Origin of the sequence: Campylobacter concisus (assembly GCF_002165775.1) — a bacterium.
GTDB lineage: Bacteria > Campylobacterota > Campylobacteria > Campylobacterales > Campylobacteraceae > Campylobacter_A > Campylobacter_A concisus_E.
Genome location: NZ_NDYP01000001.1, coordinates 89332 through 110061, shown reverse-complemented (window position 1 = coordinate 110061; position 20730 = coordinate 89332). Strand labels below are relative to the sequence as shown.

General features: G+C 38.5%; 18 protein-coding genes and 11 tRNA genes. 15 read left to right on the top strand and 14 right to left on the bottom strand.

Annotated elements, in window-relative coordinates; all coding sequences use genetic code 11:
* Positions 1–19: 19 nt before the first annotated feature.
* From B9N66_RS00610 to B9N66_RS00540, 15 genes are read left to right on the top strand one after another with little or no spacing between them, the layout of a single operon-like run.
* Positions 20–409 carry an NAD(P)H-quinone oxidoreductase subunit 3 gene (locus tag B9N66_RS00610; RefSeq protein ID WP_087579455.1) on the top strand — a complete coding sequence of 130 codons (390 nt, stop codon included), beginning with the start codon at positions 20–22 and terminating at the stop codon, positions 407–409.
* The gene (locus tag B9N66_RS00605) at positions 391–903 is read left to right on the top strand and encodes a NuoB/complex I 20 kDa subunit family protein (RefSeq protein WP_021083979.1); all 513 of its coding nucleotides are present in this window, start codon (positions 391–393) and stop codon (positions 901–903) included. Before B9N66_RS00610 ends, B9N66_RS00605 begins: the two co-directional genes overlap by 19 nt.
* Complete coding sequence (locus B9N66_RS00600) at positions 900–1658, top strand: NADH-quinone oxidoreductase subunit C (RefSeq protein WP_087579454.1); 759 nt, start codon at positions 900–902, stop codon at positions 1656–1658. Before B9N66_RS00605 ends, B9N66_RS00600 begins: the two co-directional genes overlap by 4 nt.
* Positions 1655–2884: an NADH dehydrogenase (quinone) subunit D gene (nuoD, locus tag B9N66_RS00595; protein WP_087579453.1), complete on the top strand. Its 1230-nt coding sequence runs from the start codon at positions 1655–1657 to the stop codon at positions 2882–2884. Before B9N66_RS00600 ends, nuoD begins: the two co-directional genes overlap by 4 nt.
* Positions 2881–3111: an NADH-ubiquinone oxidoreductase subunit E family protein gene (locus tag B9N66_RS00590; protein ID WP_087579452.1), complete on the top strand. Its 231-nt coding sequence runs from the start codon at positions 2881–2883 to the stop codon at positions 3109–3111. Before nuoD ends, B9N66_RS00590 begins: the two co-directional genes overlap by 4 nt.
* A complete protein-coding gene (locus B9N66_RS00585; protein ID WP_087579451.1) occupies positions 3108–3818 on the top strand; it encodes a hypothetical protein in 711 nt (236 codons plus the stop codon). Before B9N66_RS00590 ends, B9N66_RS00585 begins: the two co-directional genes overlap by 4 nt.
* Positions 3815–6115 (top strand): NADH-quinone oxidoreductase subunit G, encoded by a 2301-nt coding sequence (locus B9N66_RS00580; RefSeq protein ID WP_087579450.1) that lies wholly within the window; start codon positions 3815–3817, stop codon positions 6113–6115. The genes B9N66_RS00585 and B9N66_RS00580 overlap by 4 nt, the downstream gene beginning before the upstream one ends.
* Positions 6108–7103, top strand: coding sequence for an NADH-quinone oxidoreductase subunit NuoH (gene nuoH / locus B9N66_RS00575; protein WP_087579449.1), 996 nt, complete (start codon positions 6108–6110; stop codon positions 7101–7103). Before B9N66_RS00580 ends, nuoH begins: the two co-directional genes overlap by 8 nt.
* Before the next feature lie 8 nt (positions 7104–7111).
* Positions 7112–7759 (top strand): NADH-quinone oxidoreductase subunit NuoI, encoded by a 648-nt coding sequence (nuoI, locus tag B9N66_RS00570; protein WP_087579448.1) that lies wholly within the window; start codon positions 7112–7114, stop codon positions 7757–7759.
* Positions 7752–8288: an NADH-quinone oxidoreductase subunit J gene (locus B9N66_RS00565; RefSeq protein ID WP_087579447.1), complete on the top strand. Its 537-nt coding sequence runs from the start codon at positions 7752–7754 to the stop codon at positions 8286–8288. Before nuoI ends, B9N66_RS00565 begins: the two co-directional genes overlap by 8 nt.
* Complete coding sequence (gene nuoK, locus B9N66_RS00560; RefSeq protein WP_087579446.1) at positions 8285–8587, top strand: NADH-quinone oxidoreductase subunit NuoK; 303 nt, start codon at positions 8285–8287, stop codon at positions 8585–8587. Before B9N66_RS00565 ends, nuoK begins: the two co-directional genes overlap by 4 nt.
* Positions 8588–8590: 3 nt before the next feature.
* Positions 8591–10429, top strand: coding sequence for an NADH-quinone oxidoreductase subunit L (gene nuoL / locus B9N66_RS00555; protein WP_087579445.1), 1839 nt, complete (start codon positions 8591–8593; stop codon positions 10427–10429).
* Positions 10429–11940, top strand: a complete 1512-nt coding sequence (locus tag B9N66_RS00550; RefSeq protein ID WP_087579444.1) for an NADH-quinone oxidoreductase subunit M — start codon at positions 10429–10431, stop codon at positions 11938–11940. Before nuoL ends, B9N66_RS00550 begins: the two co-directional genes overlap by 1 nt.
* Complete coding sequence (gene nuoN, locus B9N66_RS00545) at positions 11937–13427, top strand: NADH-quinone oxidoreductase subunit NuoN (protein ID WP_087579443.1); 1491 nt, start codon at positions 11937–11939, stop codon at positions 13425–13427. Before B9N66_RS00550 ends, nuoN begins: the two co-directional genes overlap by 4 nt.
* 22 nt (positions 13428–13449) lie before the next feature.
* On the top strand, positions 13450–15825 hold the full coding sequence (locus B9N66_RS00540; RefSeq protein ID WP_087579512.1) for a tetratricopeptide repeat protein: 2376 nt from the start codon (positions 13450–13452) through the stop codon (positions 15823–15825).
* A gap of 586 nt (positions 15826–16411) precedes the next feature.
* On the opposite strand, the gene B9N66_RS00535 is transcribed toward B9N66_RS00540, so the two are convergent.
* From B9N66_RS00535 to B9N66_RS00470, 14 genes are all read right to left on the bottom strand, one after another.
* Positions 16412–16486 (bottom strand) — tRNA-Glu (locus B9N66_RS00535).
* 8 nt (positions 16487–16494) lie between these two features.
* Positions 16495–16570: transfer RNA gene (locus B9N66_RS00530), tRNA-Lys, on the bottom strand.
* Between the two features lie 121 nt (positions 16571–16691).
* Positions 16692–16768: transfer RNA gene (locus B9N66_RS00525), tRNA-Asp, on the bottom strand.
* A gap of 8 nt (positions 16769–16776) precedes the next feature.
* A tRNA-Val gene (locus tag B9N66_RS00520) sits at positions 16777–16852 on the bottom strand.
* Between the two features lie 18 nt (positions 16853–16870).
* A tRNA-Glu gene (locus tag B9N66_RS00515) sits at positions 16871–16946 on the bottom strand.
* Positions 16947–16959: 13 nt separating this feature from the next.
* Positions 16960–17035 (bottom strand) — tRNA-Lys (locus B9N66_RS00510).
* 138 nt (positions 17036–17173) lie between these two features.
* A tRNA-Leu gene (locus B9N66_RS00505) sits at positions 17174–17258 on the bottom strand.
* A 15-nt stretch (positions 17259–17273) separates the two neighbouring features.
* Positions 17274–17350, bottom strand: a tRNA-Arg gene (locus B9N66_RS00500).
* 15 nt (positions 17351–17365) lie between these two features.
* Positions 17366–17442 (bottom strand) — tRNA-Arg (locus B9N66_RS00495).
* 6 nt (positions 17443–17448) lie between these two features.
* Positions 17449–17525, bottom strand: a tRNA-His gene (locus B9N66_RS00490).
* A 9-nt stretch (positions 17526–17534) separates the two neighbouring features.
* A tRNA-Pro gene (locus B9N66_RS00485) sits at positions 17535–17612 on the bottom strand.
* A 428-nt stretch (positions 17613–18040) separates the two neighbouring features.
* Positions 18041–18763, bottom strand: coding sequence for a TerC family protein (locus B9N66_RS00480; RefSeq protein ID WP_087579442.1), 723 nt, complete (start codon positions 18761–18763; stop codon positions 18041–18043).
* Positions 18756–19343 (bottom strand): phosphoribosylglycinamide formyltransferase, encoded by a 588-nt coding sequence (purN, locus tag B9N66_RS00475; protein ID WP_087579441.1) that lies wholly within the window; start codon positions 19341–19343, stop codon positions 18756–18758. Before purN ends, B9N66_RS00480 begins: the two co-directional genes overlap by 8 nt.
* Positions 19325–20728, bottom strand: a complete 1404-nt coding sequence (locus B9N66_RS00470; protein ID WP_087579440.1) for an NAD(P)H-hydrate dehydratase — start codon at positions 20726–20728, stop codon at positions 19325–19327. The genes purN and B9N66_RS00470 overlap by 19 nt, the downstream gene beginning before the upstream one ends.
* Positions 20729–20730 lie beyond the last annotated feature (2 nt).

Sequence of the window (20730 nt, the reverse complement as noted above, 5' to 3'; positions counted from 1 at the left end):
AAATTAAAAAAGGCAAAGTATGTCACATTCAGAGCTTGAAAGCACCTATTTTGGTGCATTTATCATACTTTTACTAACAACTTGTTCATTTTGTTTAATAACATTCTTATCTTCAAAAATAAGCAAAAAACTAGCCAACCGCAATACACAGCGTCTAAAACTTGGCTTTTATGAGTGTGGTCCAACCACCGTAAAACAGCCAAATAAGATAAATATCCACTACTTTTTTTATGGAATTTTATTTATTTTGTTTGATGTTGAAGTCATCTTTATGTATCCGTGGGCGGTGGATTTTAGGCTACTTGGAATTTTTGGACTAATCGAAATGTTGCTTTTTGTGGCGATTTTACTTATCGGCTTTGCTTATGCTTGGCAAAAAGGAGTCTTTAAATGGCAAAGCATCAGATAAATTACGCTGCAAATGGTGGCTTGCCAGTCGTTTTAACAACCGTTGATAAGCTAGTTCAATGGGGCAGAAGTAACTCACTTTGGGCACTTAGCTACGGGCTTGCTTGCTGTGCTATCGAGATGATGGCAAGTGGCGCTAGCAGATATGACTTTGATAGATTTGGCACCATTTTTAGGGCAAGTCCAAGACACTCAGAGGTGATGATTATAGCTGGCACGCTAACTAAAAAACACGCTGAATTTACAAGGCGTCTTTATGATCAGATGCCTGAGCCAAAGTGGGTTATCTCAATGGGCAGCTGCGCAAATACAGGCGGTATGTTTAACACCTATTCAACCGTTCAAGGCGTAGACCGCATCATACCAGTAGATATCTACATCCCAGGCTGTGCCCCACGTCCGGAGACGCTTCAATATGCACTTATGATGCTTCAAAAAAAGATAAGAAAACAAAGTGCATTTAGGGCGCAAAAGCCAAGAAAGCTAGACATATGAGAGAGTATAAGCCAAAAAACGACCAGCAAAAAAAGCAGTATTACAGCGAAAAATTTTATATAGAAAAGCATACGCCAAAAGATGAGGTAAAAGGTTCTAAATTTGATGAGGAGTTAGCCATCTTAGAGCAAAGCGGAGTAGAAATTTTATCTAGCTATGTGGAGTTTGATCAGCTTATAATTTATATAAATTCTAGTGAAAATTTTAAAGCGCTTGAGACACTAAAAAGCTTTGGTTACGAACAGCTTAGTGAGCTTGCAGCACTTGATTTCATAAATCAAAAAGATGGATATGAGGTCTTTTATCAACTTCTTAGCATGAGTAAAAATAGACGCGTCCGTGTAAAATGCTTTGTAAAAAATGATGAAATGCTAAAAAGCGTTTGCGAGCTTTACAAAAGCGCAAACTGGGCTGAGCGCGAGATGTATGATCTAAGCGGCGTTCTCATTAAAGATCATCCAAATTTAAAGCGCCTCATAATGCCTGATGACTGGCTCTCACACCCACTACTAAAGAGCTACCCGCTAACTGGCGACGAGGCTGCCAAATGGTACGAGGTGGATAAAATTTTTGGAAGTGAATTTAGAGAGCAAATTGGTGAAGAGAACCGCGATCCAGCTTATATTGAAGAGAAAGATACCTTTGGATTTTCAAGAGTATTTAACGAAGAGTACGAGTATCAAGAAGATGGTGGCATAAAATTTGTCAAAAAGGCTAAATTTAACCAGAGCCAGATAGTAAAGGAAAGACCTTGAGCCAGTCACCAAACCGCTTAAAACCATTTTTTGAAAATTTAGAATTTGAGCAAAATGACGGCAAGATGATACTAAATTTTGGTCCACAGCATCCAAGTGCACACGGACAGCTAAAGCTTGTGCTTGAGCTTGACGGAGAAAAGGTCGTGCGCGCTATGCCAGAGGTTGGCTTTATGCACCGAGGCGTTGAAAAGATGGCTGAAAATATGACCTATCAGGAGTTTATCCCGGTGACTGATAGGGTTGATTACATCGCATCAAGTGCGAATAACTACGCATTTTGCGCGGCTGTGGAGAAGCTTTGCGCTATCGAAGTGCCTCGCCGTGCGCAGATTATTAGAGTGATGCTTTTGGAGCTAAACCGCATCAGCTCACACCTTTTGTTTTTAGCTACGCACGCCCTTGATGTGGGGGCAATGAGCGTCTTTTTATACGCATTTAGAGAGCGCGAATACGTCCTTGATCTAATAGAAAAATACTGCGGCGCAAGGCTAACACATAGCTCCATAAGGATCGGTGGCGTGCCGCTTGATCTGCCTGATGGCTGGTGCGAGGAGCTGCTTAAATTTTGTGAAAAATTTCCAAGCGATATCACGCTTTATGAAGATTTGCTAAGTGAAAATAGAATTTGGCAAGCAAGGCTTGTAGATGTGGGTGTAATTAGTAAAGAACTAGCCCTTAGTAGCGGCTGTTCTGGCGTCATGCTAAGAGCAAGCGGAGTCGCACGTGATATCAGAAAAGAGGAGCCATATCTCATCTACGACGAGTTAGAATTTACCGTGCCGTACGCTAATGAGGGCGATTGCTACGCAAGATATCTACTTTACATGAAAGAGATGCGTGAGTGCGTGAAAATTTTAAAGCAGTGTGTTAGCAAGTATCAGACCAGCAGCCCTGCCATCATCGCTGACGCACCAGAATATGTGAGCGCTTCAAAAGAGCAGATCATGACTCAAAACTATTCTCTAATGCAGCATTTTGTGCTTATAACTCAGGGGCTAAAACCCCCAAAAGGCGAAATTTACTTCGCTAGCGAGTCGCCAAAGGGCGAGCTAGGAATTTATATAAACTCAGATGGCAGCGCAAGCCCATATCGCCTAAAAATTCGCACGCCAAGCTTTTGGCACTGTGCTATTTACGAAGATTTATTAGTAGGTCAGTACGTCGCTGACGTCGCTACGATAATTGGTAGCACAAATATCATCTTAGGCGAGGTCGATAGATGAGAAGGGTCGATCTTAGGCACTTAAAGAGTGAGTTTTTGAGCGCTCTTGGACAGCAGATAAAGGCTGGCGAGGCTGGCGAAGTGATTATATTTTTATTTGAGATAGGCGATTTTAGCGGCGTGACAAAGGCTGTAAATTTAGCCTATAATCTAAACTGCGAAGTGATGAACTCGCTTAAATTTAACCAAGTTGATTGGGTATTAACTATAAAAAAGGGCAAGATATGAAATTTAATGATTTAATAGCAGGCAAAAGCTTAAGCATCGCAAATTTACTAAGCTTGAGCGACAAAAATTTAGCAAAAAAGATAAAAGAGCATGAATTTAAATACATCTCTTGCATCGAAGATAGCGAGCTTGGCGGTGAAAATTTAATCCGCTGCGAAATAGGCTCAATAAGCTATGTCTTAGCTCTTCTTTGCAAATACGCAAATTTATCTTGCGATGAGTTTTTTAGCGAGCTTGATGATGGGCTGATAAGTGGCGAGTGCAATGTTGGTGAAGAGGAATTTGAAGAGCTAGGCGAGTGGATAAAGGACGTTAAAAACATCGTTATTGATGATTCATTTTTTACTCATCCAGACAAAGATGCGATCTTTTGGCTACTTGAAATTTTAGGCAAAAATGTCGTTTTAGCTGGTGGTTGCAGGAAAGAATTTAATGATTATCACAAAATAGACGAGCTAAAAGAGCTTGAAAATTTTGACGGAGCAGTCGTTTATCTAAACAAAAACGCAAGCGATGAGATCGTAGGAGGCATGCAATTTGGTATCGTAGCAAAGGCAAAGGATGGCGATATGCTAGAGCTTAAAGCAAAAGATTTTAGCGTGAAGGCAAAATTTAAACTAGACCATTCACTAAAAGGCACAGTTGCGATATTTGGCGCAAAAGAGTTTGATGGATACACATTTAAACAAGTAGTAGTTAGTAAATGAAAATAAGCATAAATGATCAAATTTTAGAAGCAGATGAAGGCGAGAGCATCCTAAATATCGCAAGAGCAAATGGAATTTATATCCCAGCTCTTTGCTATCTTAGTGGCTGCTCACCAACTCTTGCTTGTAGGCTTTGCATGGTCGAGGCAAATGGCAAAGTAGTGTATAGCTGCAATGCCAAAGCAAAAGAGGATATGCAAATTTATACAAACACGCCAGAAATCGCTGCCGAGCGAAATGCGATCATGCAGACTTACTGCGTAAATCATCCGATTCAATGTGGCGTTTGTGACAAAAGTGGCGAATGCGAACTACAAAATTTAACCACGCGTCTAAAGGTAAATGAACAAAAATTTGCCATCGCTGACACGCACAAACCACATAAAAAATGGGGGCTAATCAACTACGATCCAGCTCTTTGCATAGTCTGCGAAAGATGTGTCACTGTTTGTAAAGATAGGATCGGTGAGAGTGCACTAAAGACCGTACCAAGGGGCGTTGAGGTGCCAAAAGAGCTAAAAGAGAGTATGCCAAAAGATGCCTACGCAGTTTTTAGCAAGATGCAAAAAAGCTTAATAGGTCCAAGCGTGGGCGAGAGTCTAGACTGCTCATTTTGCGGCGAGTGTATCAGCGTTTGCCCTACTGGAGCGCTTATTAGTTCACATTTTCAATATAGCACAAATATCTGGGAGCTAAATCCTATCCTAGCTGCAAATCCACATCAAAGCGACTGCGAGCTAATTTACTATGACGTAAAAGAAAAGAGTACTAGCGATAGAAGTAAGCAAATTTACCGCGTCAGCAATGATTTTACATTTGGCGAGATAAGTGGAGCAGCTAGGTTTGGTTATGACTTTCACAACGAGCTTGCCTGTAAAAATGAAGAAAAATTTGAAGAGATTGTTTTAAATATTAAAAATGGCGCGATCAAAAATATAAAATTTAATAGCTTCATCACGAACGAAGAAGCCCTTATTTTAGAGCGTTTAAGAGAAAAATTTGATCTAAATTTAATAAACAATGAAGCGCTAAATTATCAAAAATTTTTAAATAAATTTAGCGAATTTAGTGGGCTTAGCTCATATAACGCAGACTATGAAGATATTAAAAATAGCGATTTTATCATCACTGCTGGCAGTTTCTTAAGACACGAAAGCCCAGTGACAAGCTTTAAGTTAAATAATGCTTTAAAAATGAATAAAGCAGCTGGAATTTACTTTCATCACATAGCCGATGAGATCGTTAAAAAATATTCTAAAAATTTTATCTATGTAGCGCATGAAGCTGGAAAATTAGAGCAAATTTTACTCTTTGTGCTTAAAAACTGGGGCGAAAATTTATCTAGCACGCTTACATCAAAGCTTAAAAATTTTGATGAAAATTTTGGCTTAGATGCACCAGCTTTAAGCGAGGGCAAAAGTAAATTTACGCTCATTTTAGGAAGCGATTTTTACACGGATGAAAATGCGAATTTACTAGCCGCACTTACTGGAGTGATCGCTAGAGCTACGCCGTTTCGTGTGATGCTAATACCACCACGCACAAACTCACTTGGTGTTGCTAAAATTTGCACTCTTACAAGCGAGAAAAAGCCTGGCAAGACGCTTGGCTATAACGAAAATGGCGATTATAAATTTAGCATTTTTGAAGGCGATATCGATGCTAGCGCGCTAAATCAGCAAGAAGGCACATTTACAAGCATAAATAACGCCCTAGTGCCAACAAATGTGGCGATACCGCACAAAGGTTATTTTCTAAACGATATTGCAAATGCACTTGGACTAATGGCTAAAGATACGATTGATTACACGCCAAATTTACCAAAAGAAAAGGGTTACAAAGGCATTAAATTTGATGATTTAGAAAATTTTTACGCAAACGACGGCACAAGTCACAGAGGTTATAAACTAGAAATTTCAAATTTCACACCAAATGATGATATAGAGCCACTTTTAAAAGATAGCAAGAGCATAAATTTAAAAGACGATGAGGCACTCATAAGTCTTTCAAATCCTATAAATTTACCATCATTTTTTGCAAACTATGCCACACAAACAGCCAAAAGAGCGAAGCTTTATGCAAGTAGCGAATTTATGGCTAAATTTGAAATTTCACAAAATGAAGCGATTATTTTAGAAAAAGATGGGCACAAGCTTGCCATTTGCGTGGAGCTTGATAGCGAGCTTGGCGGAGTTGGTGCGTATTTAGGTGATTATGACGACAAGCTTGATGTGGGCGTTATATTTAATGGCAAAAGCTACGCCACAGTTAAAATCATAAAGGCAAAAGATGAGTGAAACACTATTTTTTGTGCTAAGCACTATCATTAAAGCCGTGGTCATCTTAGCCGTCATGGCAAGCCTTGCAGGACTGGCAACTTACGCTGAAAGAAAGGTACTAGCCTACATGCAGCGCCGCGTTGGACCTGATATGGTGGGACCTGCTGGAATTTTACAGATAGTAGCTGACATGATAAAACTCTTTACAAAAGAGGACATCGTACCAGCAAATACGAATAAATTTATCTTTTTAATAGCTCCACTAATATCAGCCATTGCCGCATTTGCAGCGCTTGCACCTGTGCCGTTTTTGCCTGAGTTTGAAATTTTTGGACATACATTACGTCCGATTCTCTCAGATATAAATGTTGGTATTTTATACATCGCTGGCGTTGCTTCAGTTTGCGTCTTCTCTCCGCTTGCAGCTGGTCTTGCAAGCTATAATAAATTTGCATTAATTAGCGCAGCTCGCGCAGTAGTCTCACTTCTTAGTTTCGAAATAGTCGCTGGCATGGCTCTTTTAAGCGTCGTAATGGTAACTAGCTCACTCTCACTTGTGGATATAAACAACTATCAAAAAGGAATTTTTGGCTGGCTTATATTCAAGCAGCCCCTTGCCTTTTTACTCTTTTTAATAGCAAGCTTCGTGGAGTGCAACAGAACGCCATTTTGCTTAACAGAAAACGAAACAGAGATAGTAGCAGGCTATGGCACCGAGTATAGCGGCATGAGATGGGCGATGTTTTTCATCGGCGAATACACAAATATGATCGCTGCTAGCATCATCATTACGATTTTATTTTTAGGTGGATTTAACGAATTTTTATTTATCCCAGGTGCTTTAATGATCATCTTAAAATCAAGCATTGTCTTTTTCTTTTTTATTTGGGTAAGGGCTTCATGGGCACATTTAAGAGTTGATCAGTTAAGTGCATTTTGCTGGAAAATTTTGCTTCCGCTTGGAATTTTAAATATCGTAATCACTGGCTTTATGCTACTAATCTAAGGCGAAAAATGAGTGAGAAAAAATATATTTTAATAGATGAAAAGTTAAAGCCAAAGAGCGCGTTTGATAAATTTAAGCACTTCATCGCTATCACATTTAAGCCTGATCTTTTGATCGGACTAAAAGTCACGATAAAGCAGATGCTCTTTAGCAAGTCGCATACTTTAAAATACCCTATGCAAAAGATGGAGCTAAATGCTAGATATAGGGGCATTCATAAGCTTTTGAAATTTGTTGAAAGTGAAAATGAACGTTGCATTGGGTGCGGGTTATGTGAGAAAATTTGCGTTAGCAACTGCATCTCAATGAAAACTTCACTTGGTGAAGATGGGCGCAAAAAGGTCGCAAGCTACACTATAAATTTAAGTAGATGCGTTTACTGCGGATTTTGCGCTGATGTCTGCCCTGAGCTTGCCATAGTATGTGGCACGGAGTATGAGGTCGCAAGTGAACATAGAGCTATTTTTGGCACGAAAGATGAGTTTTTAACAAAAGATAAATTTTTAAAAGATCAAAGCGAATTTGAAGGCTATGGCGCACTTGCTAAAAATTCTGACAGCTTGGTCAAAAAGACGCCAAATGCATTTATAAGCGAGAGTGAAAATGAGACAAAAGTGGTGAGCGATATAAATTTACAAAGAGTAAAAAATGTATGAGAGCTTTGCATTTTATCTTTTTAGTGCCTTGATTCTGGTGAGCTTTTCTTTTAGCGTATTTTGTAAAAACGCATTAAACGCGGTCTCAGCTTTAGCTGCTGGCATGGTCTTTATCTCGGCTATATTTTTCTTGCTTGGAGCGGAATTTTTGGGTGTAGTACAGATAATAGTCTACACAGGCGCTGTGGTCGTTTTATATGCATTTGCGATGATGTTTTTTGATAGTAGCAAAGAGTGTGAACCAAAAAGTAGTAAAAGGGCAAAGATTATTGTCTATCTTTTAAGTAGCTTTGTAGCGCTGCTTTTGATATTTATATTTTTAGCGCCTATTTATAGCGTTAAGCTTGAGAGTTTAAATCCAGTGGTTGGTGAGCTTGGCAATATCGAGGCTATTGGAATTTTACTTTTTAGTAGGTATTTGATCGCTTTTGAGATGTGTGCCGTAATGCTTCTTGTTGCGATGGTTGCTGGCATCATCTTGATACACAAAGATATGAATAGCCAAAGCAGCCTAGAGGAGATACTATGATAGGTCTTACACATTACCTCATCCTAGCAAGCCTAGTCTTTGTAATAGGGCTAATTGGCATAATGCGAAGAAGAAATTTGATCATGCTATTTTTTTCAAGTGAAATTTTACTAAACTCAGCAAACATCGCCCTGGCTGCTATTTCAAAGTATTACTTTGACCTAACAGGCCAGATAGTTGCATTTTTTATAGTGGCTATCGCTGCTAGCGAGGTCGCCGTGGGGTTAGGGCTACTCGTGCTTTGGTACAAAAAGACTGGCAGCATCAGCCTAGAGTCAATGACAAATATGAAAGGCTAAGGGATGATTTTATTTTGTATTTCGCTATTTTTTCCACTTCTTAGCTTTATCGTTTCTGGACTTTTTTCACATAGCAGTAAAAATTTACTAATTGGTGTTTTTTGTTCACTTCTCATGATTATTAGCACCACCGCTTCACTTATGCTAGCAGCCAGTCTTGGCATAGATGAACCGCTAAATTTATCACTAAAAGAATTTATAAATTTTGGTGGTCTGGATTTAAATTTTGGCTTCTATCTTGACGCCATTAGCCTTGTTATGCTTAGCACTGTGGGTGTGGTGGCCAGTGTAGTGCATATATATTCCATTGGCTACATGAAAGATGACGCAAGCTTTAACCGCTTTTTTAGCTATTTAGGACTCTTTGTATTTTGCATGAACGTCCTTGTATCAAGTGATAATTTTATAGGACTTTTCATCGGCTGGGAGGGTGTTGGACTTTGCTCGTGGCTACTCATTGGCTTTTGGTATAAAAGAGCTAGTGCAAATATCGCTGCAAACGAAGCCTTTATAATGAATAGAGTCGCTGACCTTGCGATGCTTGTTGGCATTTTTTATATATTTTATAGCTTTGGCTCACTTAAATTTAGCGAGGTTTTTACCGCTAGAAACGATTTTAGCGGGCTAAATTTAGGCATCATTGCAACACTTCTTTTTATAGGCGCCATGGGTAAAAGCGCACAGTTTCCATTTCACACCTGGCTTGCAAACGCTATGGAGGGGCCAACTCCAGTTTCTGCACTCATCCACGCAGCAACCATGGTAACAGCTGGCGTCTATCTAGTGATACGTGCAAATTTCATCTTTACAAATGTGTCAGAAGTCTCGCACTTTATAGCCTGCCTTGGCGCTTTTGTGGCGATATTTGCCGCTAGCATTGCACTAGTACATAACGACCTTAAAAAAATAGTCGCCTACTCGACGCTTTCGCAGCTTGGATATATGTTTGTAGCTGCTGGTCTTGGCGCTTATAAGATCGCGCTTTTTCACCTTGTCACGCACGCATTTTTCAAATCACTTCTATTTTTATGCGCTGGCAACGTTATGCACGCGATGAATGACGAGTTAAATATCAAAAAAATGGGTGGGCTTTATAAATTTATGAAGCCAACTGCGCTTCTTTCTATCATCGCAAGCTGCGCACTATCTGGCTTTTATCCATTTGCTGGCTTTTTCTCTAAAGATAAAATTTTAGAAGTCACCTTTAGTGAAAATAAATTTTTATGGATCATTTTGCTCTTTGGTGCCGTACTTACGGCATTTTATAGCTTTAGGCTCGTTATGCTCGTCTTTTTCACAAAGCCAAAGAGCGAGAAACACGTTCATGAAGCTAAAAACTATATGCTAGCTGGCATGGGCATGCTTGGAATTCTCTCAGTCATAAGTGGCTTTTTTTGGAGTAACTTTAGTGAGTTTTTAGAAAAAAGCTTAAAAGATTTTTCACTAAATTTATCTCACAGTAGTGAAATTTTTTTACTTATTTTAACACTTAGTCTGGTGCTAGCAAGCGCTGGCTTTGCAGTATTTGCCTATAAAAAAGAAATTTTTAAAGAGAATATTTGTGAGAATAAAGCTTACAAAATTTTGCAAAATGCCTACTTTATACCAAAATTTTATGAGAAATTTTTTATAAATGGCTACATTTTGATCTCACAAATTTGTAAAAAGATTGATGAGATGATAATCGATCATAGTGTCGATCTAGTCGCAATGGCGCTAAATAAATTTGCATTTTTAGCAAACAAAATGCAAAGTGGCGACTTAAGCATTATGCTTAGGTTTATGGTCGCAGGATTTGCCTTGCTTTTAAGCTTTATATTTTTATTAAACGGAGCCAAATAATGCTAAGTGTAATCATATTTTTCCCTGCAATAAGCGCGATACTTGGCTTTTTAATAGAAAATAAAAGCATCAAATTTTATGGAGCAAGCATCGCTCTCATAGAGCTTTTACTAGCCATTTTTATCTGCGTCAATGTTGATTTTCAGGGTTATGACTTTGTTTTAACACATCAAGTCTCACTCATACCAAGCCTAAATATCAGCTATTTTGTGGGCATCGATACCATTTCGCTAGCACTTATCGTACTTAGTGCATTTATGAGCTTCATCTCTATCGTGGCACTTAGCGATGATGGAAATTTAAAGCATCTAATTATTAGCGTGCTATTTTTAGAGAGCACGATGATGGGCGTCTTTAGCGCGCTTGATATGATCTTGTTTTACAGCTTTTGGGAGCTTAGCCTCATACCGCTACTTTACATCATCGGCGCATTTGGCAGTAAAAATAGAATTTATGCTGCGATTAAATTTTTCATCTATACATTTTTAGGCTCTGTCTTTATGCTAGTAGCGATCATCTTTATCGGCTATTTGTGCTATCAAAAAAGCGGCGTCTTTAGCTTTAGCTTGCTTGACTGGTACAAGCTTAGTATCGGGCAAAGCGCTCAAATTTGGCTATTTTTAGCGTTTTTCTTTGCCTTTGGTGTGAAAACTCCATTATTTCCATTTCATACGTGGCTACCTTACGCGCACGGACAGGCTCCGACTATCGGCTCGGTGCTGCTTGCTAGCGTGCTTTTAAAGATGGGCACTTACGGCTTTGTGAGATTTTCACTACCGCTTTTTCCAGACGCGAGCCTACTTTTAAGTGGCTTTGTCTGCGTCATAGCCATCATTATGATCATCTACGCAGCCCTCGTTGCCTACGCACAAAGCGACATAAAGCAAGTGATCGCTTATAGCTCCATTTCACACATGGGCGTCATCATGCTTGGCATTTTTTCACTAAATTTAATAGGCCTTGGTGGCTCAATATTTTTGATGATAAGCCACGGCATCGTTAGTGGTGCGCTATTTTTGTTAGTTGGCGTCATCTATGAGAGGGCTCACACCAAAGAAATTTGCGAATTTGGTGGCCTTGCCAAGGTCATGCCAAAGTACGCGCTCATATTTTTTATAGCAACGCTTGCAAGTATCGGCCTACCTCTAACGATTGGCTTTGTTGGCGAGTTTTTGAGCCTGCTTGGCGTCTTTAAGCTAAACAAGCTCTTTGCGCTACTTGGTGGCTTTAGCATCATCGTGGGCGCTGTTTATATGCTAGTGCTTTATAAAAGGGTATTTTTTGGCGAGTGTAAGGAGAAAAATTTAAGCCTAAAAGATCTAAATTTCAAAGAGCTAGCCGCTCTTGTGCCACTTTGCTTGCTTATCATCACTCTTGGTGTTGCTCCAAATTTAATACTAAAGCCGCTTGAGCCAAGCGTGCAAAATATCATAAGCAAAATGCAAACTAGAGCTGTAAATAGCGACACAAAGGATAAGATTTTATCTTTAAATGGCGGGAGCAAACTATGAACGAAATAGCCTTTTTAGACCTTAAAGAAATTTCTTTATCTTCGGTTGCTCCGATGCTTAGCATGATAATTTTTGCGCTTTTTATCTTAATCGTTGGCACCATAAAAAAAGATCTTTCAAGAAATTTCTACTGCGTATTTTGTATTATCGCAATATTTGTAAATTTAGGTCTAATACTTGATTTTAACGGTCTTAGCCTTAGCTTTTGGGATATGCTTTTAGTTGATGGCGTTTCGGTCATCTCTCAAGTCATCATCCTAATCGCCTCAGCCCTTTTTATCCCGCTTGCACTTAGCACAAAAGAGTATTTTGAGTACAAAATTTACGAGTATTACGCTCTATTTTTGTTTATGATCGCTGGATTTTTATTTATGGTGAGCTCAAATAATCTACTCATCATCTTTTTAGGCCTTGAGATCAGTTCGCTTTGCCTCTACACCCTAATCGCCCTTCACAACAAGGCAAAAAGCGTCGAGGCAGCGATCAAGTACTTTGCGATGGGCTCGCTCTCAGCTGGCTTTTTTGCGATGGCGATAGCGATATTTTATCTAGCTACAAATTCTATCGATATCACGCGAATTGGCGTAGTGATAAAAGACCTTAGCCTAAATCAAAATTTAATCATCCTGCTTGCCTGCGTTTTTATCGCCTCAGCCATTGGCTTTAAACTCTCACTCATACCATTTCATACATGGATACCAGACGTTTATGAGGGCTCAAATGCACCATTAGCAGGCTATATGTCGATCGTACCAAAGGTAGCAGCATTTATCGTCGCACTTCGCGTCTTTGCCATGCTTGAGGCCTCGCAAATTTCGTGGATAAAAGACCTTCTTTACATCATCGCCGTGCTTACTATGAGTCTTGCAAATATCATGGCGCTAGTACAAAAGGACGTAAAAAGAATGCTTGCTTTTAGCTCCATAGCTCACGCTGGTGTCGTGCTTTGCGCGCTTGTGGCAAATTCTCACGAGACAAATGTCGCCTTGTTTTTCTACTGGATCATGTTTTTGTTTGCAAATTTGGGCGCATTTTCTATGCTCTGGGTGGCAAGGTGCGACGATGTCGTCTGCTGGGACAAGCGCTTTAAGCACCCATTTGAGAAATTTTCAGGGCTTATAAAAATTTTACCAAGCTACGCTGTGATAATGGGAATTTTTATGATCGCTCTTGCTGGCATTCCGCCTTTTAGCGTCTTTTGGGGTAAGATGGTACTTATCTCATCGCTCATAAAATCTGATTACGTCGTGCTTGGCGTTATAATCATGATAAATTCTGCCATTGCGATTTATTACTATTTAAAGCTAATCGTCTTTATGTTTTTAAAAGAGCCGATCGTAAAAGATAAAAATCTCTACACCGCAAATATCTCGATGGCATTAAAAGTAATTGTTGGCATTGCGGTAGCTGGAACGGCCTTTTCGTTTTTATTTTCTGGAGCAATTTTGGAATTTATTGAGCATTTTGTCTTTGCTTCAGGATTTTAGAAAATTTAACTATAATTGCGGCATGAAAAAGCTCTTAATTATTTTATTTTTTCCGCTTTATCTAACCGCTTTTAATCTTAGCCTAAATAGCGGCGCAAATGGTGATAAACCTTATAGCGTTCTTCAGCTAAGCGATGAGCAAGAATTTGAATGCGTGGAGCAAATTTTAGCTTACGATACCAAACGCTATGTCTGCATGCTAGATAATGAAATTTTGCCAAAAATTGAAGATACGACACTGCCATTAATGGATATAAAATATAAAAAGCAAGATGGCAAACTTTTTATCGTCATAATGCCAAAAGCACCGTCAAAACTACTAAATATAAAAACTGAGCTTTATAATAGCCAAAACGTACAAGATAGCCCAAAAACAACCATTTCAAAACACTTTAGCATAATCATAGATACTTCGCTCAGTGAAAATAGCAAGAGAAAGTCTGGGCTAAATTTTAAACCTGATTTTAAAGATATGCTAAATCCTAGTATTGGAGCGCTTGATCTTAACAAAGCCCCTATTGCTGGACTTGATAGTAATGACATTGATATCTACATAAGTATAAAACGAGCTTATGAAAAGGGCGCTTATGAAAATGTAGTAAAAGATACTCAAACAGCGATAAAAAGGCATCCAAATAGCCTTTTTTCAAGTGAATTTTTACTATTTCGTCTAAGGGCTCTTGATAAAATTTTTGAGATAAAAAATGAGTTTGAAGAGATCGAGCCAAAAGATATCGTAAGTGAAGGTAGGGCTTGGATTAGAAAATTCCCATCTGATGAAAACTATCCAGAGGTGCTCTACCTAATCGCTAGAGCCTACCTAAAAGATAGCATCGCAAGTGATGCAAAATATATGCTTGATATCTTAAACGAAGAGCACGCAAACTCAAAATTTACGAAACTTGCAGCGCTTGATTATGCTGATTATCTCTACAAGATAGGCAGACAAAAAGAGGCGCTAAAAGACTATGAAAAAGTACTTTACTCCACAAACGACATCGACCTTGCAAGTAGATCAGCACTAAGCCTAGCTGATGCAAATATCGATAAAGAAAAATTTGATGAAGCAAAGAAATTTATACTAAAAATTGCAAATGCGAATGAAAAATTTTTTATGAACAACCCAACAAAGTCGATGAATCTTGCAACTACATTCGCAAGTAAAGATATGCCTGATGTGGCTGCTAAAATTTATGAAATTTTGATAAATAATAGCGATAGGACGAAAGATTTTTATGAAGTTGCTTTAAAAAATTTAGCACTAAATCTAGCCAAAACAAAAGATGAGAAAAAAGCATACGAATACTTAAATAGATATGAGACAGAGTTTAAATATGGTGATTATATCGATGAGGTGACTAAAGCAAAAGATGGGTTATTTTTTGAAGAAAAGGATAAAAATGCTACTGCACTTCATGCTAGATATAAAGAGCTAATTGAAAAATATGCTGGGACAAACATTAGCCAAAAGGCTCTAATAAGCGAGCTTGAGCTGGATATTAAAGAGCGTAAATTCTCCGATGCACTATCTTACAAAACCATGGCAAAAGATGGAAATTTAAGTAAGGCAATGGAGCTGATAAATGAGGCTGCGCTAGAGCTTACAAAAGAGTATTTTATAAAAGATGATTGCACGGCTGTTATAAATTTACTTGAAAACTACGATATAAACAAAATCTCATTACCACAATTTAAGCTCTTTAACTGCTATTACAGAACGGCCCGCTACAACGATGCACTTGAGCTGGCAAAAGCTCATGCAAAAGATGAAAATCTAGAAGATAGGGTCGAATGGCTGGTAAATTTGAGCAAAATTTTATATAAAAATAAAGACTACGAGCATGCGATCATTGCTGCAAATGATGCGCTTTCACTTGGCTCATCAGTTGAATACTCAGATCCAACACCATCTCTTTTTGACAGGTTTTACTCATTGCTTGCATTAAAACGCTTTACGGAGGCGATCTCAACCATTAGCGCTATTGAGCAGCTAAGAGGCCAAGATTTTAAGATTATCGAAGCATATACAGCTATAAGCGACTATGCGATGAAAAGTAATGACTACGCCATAGCTACAACGTATGCCAAAAAAGCTCTTGAACTACAAACAAAAGCCAAGATAAATACATTTTCACCAAAGATAAATTTTAACTATTCAGAAGCTTCACTAAAGACAGATAACCTAGATGAGGCGCTTGACGAGACGAAATTTATACTAAATATGAAGCTTGAGCCAGAAGATCGCTTACATGCTTTAAATTTGATAAGCGAAATCTATATAAGGCAAAAACAGTTTAAGTTGGCTAGACCTTATTTAAATGAGTGCTCTGATTCAAATTTTGTAAGCCCGTATAAAGATGCTTGCAAAGCTAAGCTTGACATGATAGGCAAAAGCTAAAAGCAAAGAAATAGCTTGCTTGCTAAGTTTTATATTTAAGCTTAAATTTTAGCCTTTATTTTTGCTATTTAAGTTGAACTTTTTTACGTATTTAATTATTTTTTGCATTGCTATCAAATGCTCTTTATATTATAAAAAGAGCTATATTTATCGTAAGCCTTAATGTATTTTTAACGCACGAGCATGGCTGGTATGTTTAAATTTTAAGCATCTTTCTCATAAATAAAGAGAATTGGCCATTTTATTAAATCAACAATACTAAATGTAGGCTGTTTTACGATTTTTAAGCTTAAAAATTAAAAACACTTAATGAATTTTGCCCAGTAGATCAAAGCAAAAAACTTGTAACGCTATGTAATCACGTTTCTATGATGTACTTTTATTATATTTATAAAGATTTTTTAGCTTACTACAAGCTAACTTCTAGAATTTATCGCTTAATACACACTCATTAAGCACAATATTATAAAAATTGATTTTTACGTTTTTAATAGCAATTTGCCAAGCAAATAAGTATACATTTTTAAGAAATTTTCTATAAAAATTTCTATGTAACAAATTAAAAAGAAAAAAGGATTAGAAAAAATGGTGACCCATACGAGACTCGAACTCGTGTTACCAACGTGAGAGGCTGGTGTCCTAACCGCTAGACGAATGGGCCAAAATGGATGGTGCCCCGTGTAGGCCTCGAACCTACGACCCCATCATTAAGAGTGATATGCTCTACCAACTGAGCTAACGAGGCAAGATTAAATAGCAATAATAAATCTTAAAGTGTTATCTTAGAACTTATAATCTTAAAATTTAATTTGACACTCAATAATGGGTGTTTTATGAGACACGACCTTAACCTAAGGTTTAATAGATGGCGCAGCGGACGGGGCTCGAACCCGCGACCTCCGCCGTGACAGGGCGGCATTCTAACCAACTGAACTACCGCTGCACCTAAAATGGTGGTCGCTATAAGACTCGAACTTATGACATCCACCTTGTAAGGGTGGCGCTCTACCAACTGAGCTAAGCGACCTAAAATTTAAAAAATATCTGGCGACCCTTAGAGGATTTGAACCTCTGTTTCTACACAGAGAAAGTAGAGTCCTGAGCCACTAGACGAAAGGGTCATAAACCCAAAAATGGTGTCCTGCGTTGGATTCGAACCAACGGCCCCCTCATTAAAAGTGAGATGCTCTACCGACTGAGCTAGCAAGACATTTGCTTAAAAAAGAATTGAGATTATACAAAAAACATTATTACATGTCAAGGAACAAGAAAAATATCTAATATTTTCTACAATCAAGGCTAACTTTAATTTTAATGACATAAAATTGTTTCAGATTATAAAAAAGAATGGTGCGGATGAAAGGACTTGAACCTTCACGCCGTGGGGCACCAGATCCTAAGTCTGGCGTGTCTGCCAATTTCACCACATCCGCACAACAATAATAAAGTGGTACGCCCATCAGGATTCGAACCTGAGGCCTACGGCTTAGAAGGCCGTTGCTCTATCCAGCTGAGCTATGAGCGCATAAAGTATTTTAAGTGGCGCGCCCGATAGGAGTCGAACCCATAACCTACAGATCCGAAGTCTGTCGCTCTATCCAATTGAGCTACGAGCGCCCAAAATGGGGTGAGTGATGGGAATCGAACCCACGACCCTCAGGACCACAATCTGATGCTCTAACCGACTGAGCTACACTCACCATTTAACATGGTCGGGGTGAAAGGATTCGAACCTTCGGCCCTCTGGTCCCAAACCAGATGCGCTAACCAGACTGCGCTACACCCCGCCTGAGTCGTGTTTGTAAGTTTATGCCACTACCTCATTAAAAAGTCGTATTTTAACTTGTTTTTTTTATAAAGTCAATTAAAAAACACTTAAATTAATAGAAATTATATATAAAAGATAATTCAATCAAAAATATTAATTAATACTTCGCCAAATACTTAATTTTTTACACACGCAAGCTTTTTATGCTTCTCTATTTTACTACCTAGCTATAAAGTATGTCCTTTATTTCACGAATTTTTAGTAGCTTGAAAGAATATTTTACACTGATATTACAACGGAATAAATATCAATCTATTATATATTATGCATTTTATGCTTATCAAAATTTTACCTTCAAATTTCAACAGATTTATCTTTTCGGGCTAGAATTTTTTGATTGACATTTTATCCATCATATCATTAGCCTTTTTCATTGTCGTAAAAATATTATTCAGCTATTGCTTTCTTTTTTGCATAGATATTTATACTTTCCACTGCCAATGAAAATGCCATCGCAAAATAGATATACCCCTTTGGAATATGAAATCTTAATCCTTCAGCAATGAGCGTCATACCCACAAGCACCAAAAATGCAAGTGCTAAAATTTTTATTGTTGGATTATTGTCCACAAAATTAGAAATACCTTTTGATGCTAGCATCATCACGCCAACTGCTAAAATAACAGCTATGATCATTATCTCTATATGCTCAGCCATTCCAACAGCCGTGATAACACTATCAAGAGAAAAAACAATATCCAAAACGGCTATCTCGCTTACAATAACCAAGAAATTTGCATGTGATTTTGTGTTATTTTTATGTTCTTCGCTTTCGCCAGAAACACTAGAATGTATTTCAAGGGTTGATTTTACAAGTAAAAATAGACCACCTAATATAAGCACCAAATCTCGGCCGCTTATGCTAAATTCTGCGATAGTAAAGAGTGGCTTTGTTAGCTTCATGATCCAAAACAATGAAAGTAAAAGTAAAATTCTAGTCACCATGGCTAGCCCTAAGCCAACAATCCTACCACTGCCGCGCTGTTCTGGCGGTAATTTACCCACCAAAATAGCAATAAATATAATATTATCTATACCCAAAACTATCTCTAAGCCAGTTAACGTAAGTAGTGATATCCACGCTTCTGGCGAAGTCATCCATTCAAACATTTGTTTCCTTTGTTAAAATTTTTATTATGCTATCAGGCAAAATTTCATGCTCTATCGCATGGATTTTGCTCTCCCAATCCTCTAAGCTCATACCATCTTCTCTTTCAAACGCTCTTTGTGCAATGAGTTTACCTCCGTCAAGCTCCTCGCTCACGTAGTGCACGCTAACTCCACCGAGCATCATATCGCTCTCAAAGCTCTCTTTTATCGCATGAGCGCCTTTAAAAAGTGGCAATATGGAAGGGTGTAAATTTATGGCTTTTATCTTTGATGTAAAAATAGGAGTTAATATCCTCATAAACCCAGCAAGCACCGTTAGTTCAGCGCCGCTTTTTAAAATTTGCTCTACAACCGCAGTGTCAAATTCTTCTCTATTTGCAAATTTGGCACTCTCTATTATCGTCGTATCAAGCCCAAATTTCTTAGCACGCTCTATACCGTATGCACCTGGCTTGTTACAGATACAAAGGCAAACTTCAATTTTTATGCCATTAAAAATTTGATTATGAACTTTTTTAAGTATCGCTTCTAAATTTGAGCCACTACCGCTAAAAAGTACGGCTATTTTTTTCGTAAGCATTTTACTCCTTTTATAATGTCTGTTGGCTCGAGCGCGTAGCTATTTTTTTTGAAATTTTTAAGGCTTAGTGCATGAGCTAGTGTAGCCGAGATGGCAGTATCCAGTGGCTCGTAGCCTTGAGCTAAAAGGGCAAGCACAAGTCCGCTTAGCACGTCACCACTGCCACCTTTTGCAAGTATATTTTTACCATAAGGCATAACAAAAATTTGCCCGTCTTTGGCGATTATAGTGTTTGCTCCTTTAAGTACTAGCACGGCCTTAAATTTCTCACTCCAAGCCTTAGCATAAGCAAATCTATTTTCTTGCAATGTTTTTACGTCAATATCTGCTATATTACAAAGCTTTAAAAGTGAGCAAAATTCCTTTGGATGGGGCGTTAAAATACAGTTTTCATTTAATAAATCAAGCACTTTTGGACTGTAAAAGATATCAGCGTCAAGAACAAGCTTTTTGCCCTTTAAAATTTGCACATCAAGCTCTTCTATGCCCTTTTCACCAAGTCCCATGCCAACTGCTCCAGCGTTCATTTTCTCACTTATCTTGCTTGCTTGCATAATATGTGTTGGCAAATTTAGGTTCTCATTACTTATCACACTAACTAGCCCAGCCCCAAAAGCAAATGCCGCCTTTGCGCAAAGCATGCTAGCTCCTATGTGCTCGCCAGATATGATAAATGCGTGGCCAAAGTCGCCCTTATTTACGCATTGATTTTTTCTATTTGGAAGCACGAGGTCGCACTTTTTAAGCAAGTGATAGTCGCTCTTGCACTCATAGTTTTGAGCGCTTATACCAAGATCAGCGACCTTTATCTTGCCAACAAAGTCTTTTGCAGCGTCGCTATAGAGCCCAAGCTTTCTAGCTCCCATCGTGATCGTAATATCTGCTTTTACGCAAGCACCTAGCACCTTGCCATCGTTACTTAGTCCACTTGGCATATCGCAAGCGATGGTGTAAGCAGGGCTAGCGTTTATTTTTGAGATGAGACCGCTTAAATTTTGATCTAAGGCTCTATTTAGCCCTGAGCCAAAAAGCCCGTCTATGACGCATTTTGCGCTATTTAAGCTATTTTCTGCGTCTTTGCTCTCACGCACGCCAGCAAATTTAGCCCTTTCAAGTTGTTTGGCGGCAAGTGGTTTTAAGCTTTTACTAGCTAGGACAAATTCACACTCATACTCTCCAGCAAGCATCCTTAAAGCACAAAACACGTCAGCACCGTTATTGCCACTTCCACAAACGCCTAATACTCTCACGCCTTTTTTAAATTTCTTACGGATGAAATTTGCTATGCCAGCGGCGGCATTTTCCATTAAAATTTCTTCGCTAAGGCCAAATTTCTCGCCTGCTCGCTCGTCCAAAATTCTCGTATCTAAATATAAATTTTTCATCT